The sequence below is a fragment of the Streptomyces sp. RP5T genome (assembly GCF_003933965.1).
Lineage (GTDB): Bacteria > Actinomycetota > Actinomycetes > Streptomycetales > Streptomycetaceae > Streptomyces.
Window position 1 is genome coordinate 1 of sequence record NZ_RSAJ01000819.1, and the last position, 2,981, is coordinate 2,981.

Genomic DNA, 2,981 nt, shown 5'->3' on the forward strand with positions numbered 1-2,981 from the left:
GATCCCCCCTCCGTCCCGGCGCTTCTCCCCGGCTCTGCGGTTAGGCTCGATCGACACGACCTTGATCGGACGGGAGGCCGGGATGACGTCGGCGCCGGGGCGCAGGAGCAGTACCTTCACGCGGCTGCTGCGGCACGGTTTCACCGATCCGTCGGCCGCCGAGCGGCTCCTGGACAGCGCGGAGCTGAGCGCCGTGCGCAACGACCCCGTGCTGCTGGAGGCGCTCGGCGCCACCGCCGACCCCGATCTCGCGCTGCTCGGTCTGGTGCGGCTGCTGGAGGCGCAGCCCGACCGGGAACTGCTCGACACGGTGATAGCGGCGAAGCCGTTCCGCGACCGGCTGCTCGGGGTGCTCGGCGCGTCCGCCGCGCTCGCCGAGCACCTCGCCCGGCACCCCGGCGACTGGCACGCCCTCGTCACCTACGAGCCCCGGGACCTGCACCCCGGCGTCGAGGAGTTCGAGACCGGGCTCGCCGAGGCCGCCGACCCCGTGGCCCTGCGTGTCGCCTACCGGCGCTGTCTGCTGTCCATCGCCGCCCGTGACGTGTGCGGCACCATCGACCTGGCCCAGACCGCCGCCGAACTCGCCGACCTCGCCACCGCGACGCTGCGCGCCGCGCTCGCCATGGCGCGGGCCGCCGCCCCCGACGACGCGGCGCTGTGCCGGCTCGCGGTGATCGCGATGGGCAAGTGCGGCGGCCACGAGCTCAACTACGTCTCCGACGTCGACGTGATCTTCGTGGGGGAGGCGGCGGACGGGGCCGACGAGGGCAAGGCCCTGCGCGCCGCCACCAAGCTCGCCTCGCACATGATGCGCATCTGCTCCGAGACCACCGTCGAGGGGTCCATCTGGCCCGTCGACGCCAATCTGCGGCCCGAGGGACGCAACGGCCCGCTCGTGCGCACCCTCTCCTCCCACCTCGCCTACTACCAGCGCTGGGCCAAGACCTGGGAGTTCCAGGCCCTCCTCAAGGCCCGCCCGGTCGCCGGCGACCGGGAGCTGGGCGAGGCGTACGTCTCGGCTCTCGAACCCCTCGTCTGGAAGGCCGCCGAGCGCGAGAACTTCGTCGCCGACGTGCAGAAGATGCGGCGCCGGGTCGTGGAGAACATCCCCGTCTCCGAGCTCGACCGGCAGCTCAAGCTCGGTCCCGGCGGCCTGCGGGACGTCGAGTTCGCCGTACAGCTCCTGCAGCTGGTGCACGGCCGGGAGGACGGCTCCCTGCGCAGCGGCACCACCCTCGACGCCCTGCAGGCCCTCGCCGCCGGCGGCTACGTCGGCCGGGCCGACGCCGCCCAGCTCGACGAGGCCTACCGCTTCCTGCGCTCCATGGAGCACCGCATCCAGCTCTACCGGCTGCGCCGCACCCACCTCGTGCCCGAGGACGAGCCCGACCTGCGGCGCCTGGGCCGCTCCCTGGGCCTGCGCGCCGACCCGGTGACCGAGCTGAACCGCGAGTGGAAGCGGCACGCCTCCGTCGTACGACGACTGCACGAGAAGCTGTTCTACCGGCCGCTGCTGGACGCGGTGGCTCAACTCGGGCCCGGCGAGATCAGGTTGAGCGCGGGCGCGGCGCAGGAACGGCTGGTCGCGCTCGGCTACGCCGACCCGGCCTCCGCGCTGCGGCACCTGGAGGCCCTCGCCTCCGGAGTCACCCGCAAGGCCGCCATCCAGCGAACTCTCCTTCCGGTACTGCTGGGTTGGTTCGCCGAGTCCGCCGACCCGGACGCCGGACTGCTCAACTTCCGCAAGGTCTCGGACGCGTTGGGCAAGACCCCCTGGTATCTGCGCCTGCTGCGCGACGAGGGCGCCGCCGCCGAGAACCTCGCACGCGTCCTGTCCGCCGGGCGCCTCGCCCCGGACCTGCTGATGCGCGCCCCGGAAGCCGTGGCCCTCCTCGGGGACGGCGACGGCGGCGGGCTCGCCCCGCGCGGGCGCGAGCACCTGGAGCAGGAGATACTCGCCGCCGTCCGCCGCGCCGACGGGGCCGCGCAGGCGGTCACCGCGGCCCGTGGCGTCCGCCGCCGCGAGCTGTTCCGTACGGCCGCCGCGGACATCGTCGGCTCCTACGGCACCGAGACCCGGCCCGCCGAACCGGACCAGGGCGCCCTGGTCGACCGCGTCGGCGCCGCCGTGTCCGACCTGACCGCCGCGACCCTCGCCGGCACCCTGCGCGCGGTCGTCCGGGAGGGCTGGGGCGACACCCTGCCGACCCGGTTCACCGTGATCGGCATGGGCCGCTTCGGCGGTCACGAACTCGGCTACGGCTCCGACGCGGACGTCCTGTTCGTGCACGAACCGCGCGAGGGCGTCGAGGAGCGCGAGGCCTCCCAGGCCGCGGGCAAGGTCGTCTCCGAGATGCGCCGCCTGCTGCAGATCCCGAGCGCCGACCCGCCGCTGCTCATCGACGCCGACCTGCGCCCGGAGGGCAAGTCCGGGCCGCTGGTGCGCACGCTGACGTCGTACGCGGCCTACTACCGCCGCTGGTCGCTCGTCTGGGAGGCGCAGGCGCTGCTGCGGGCCGAACCGGTCGCCGGGGACGAGGAGCTGGGCCGGCGTTTCATCGAGCTCATCGACCCCCTGCGTCATCCGGCGGGCGGCCTCGGCGACGACGCCGTCCGGGAGATCCGGCGCCTGAAGGCACGCATGGAGTCCGAGCGGATGCCGCGCGGAGCCGACCCGAAACTGCACACCAAGCTCGGGCCCGGCGGCCTGTCCGACGTCGAGTGGACCGTGCAGCTGCTCCAGATGCGGCATGGAGCCGAGGTGCCGGGGCTGCGCACGACCCGGACCCGCGCGGCCCTCGTCGCCGCCCGGGACGCCGGATTCATCTCCGCGGACGACGCCCAGGTCCTCGACGAGGCGTGGGTGCTGGCGACCCGCGTGCGCAACGCGGTGATGCTGGTGCGGGGGCGGGCCGGGGACACCTTCCCCACCGAGGCGCGCGAACTCGCCGCCGTGGGCCGTTACCTGGGGTACGGGC

The 2,981-nt window shown here is 74.4% G+C and carries 1 protein-coding gene; it reads left to right on the plus strand.

What is annotated here, in order from left to right; all coding sequences use genetic code 11:
• Positions 1 to 82: 82 nt before the first annotated feature.
• Positions 83 to 2,981 (plus strand): bifunctional [glutamine synthetase] adenylyltransferase/[glutamine synthetase]-adenylyl-L-tyrosine phosphorylase (locus tag EHS43_RS41520; RefSeq protein ID WP_125195677.1); only part of this gene is annotated, 2,899 nt, incomplete at its 3' end.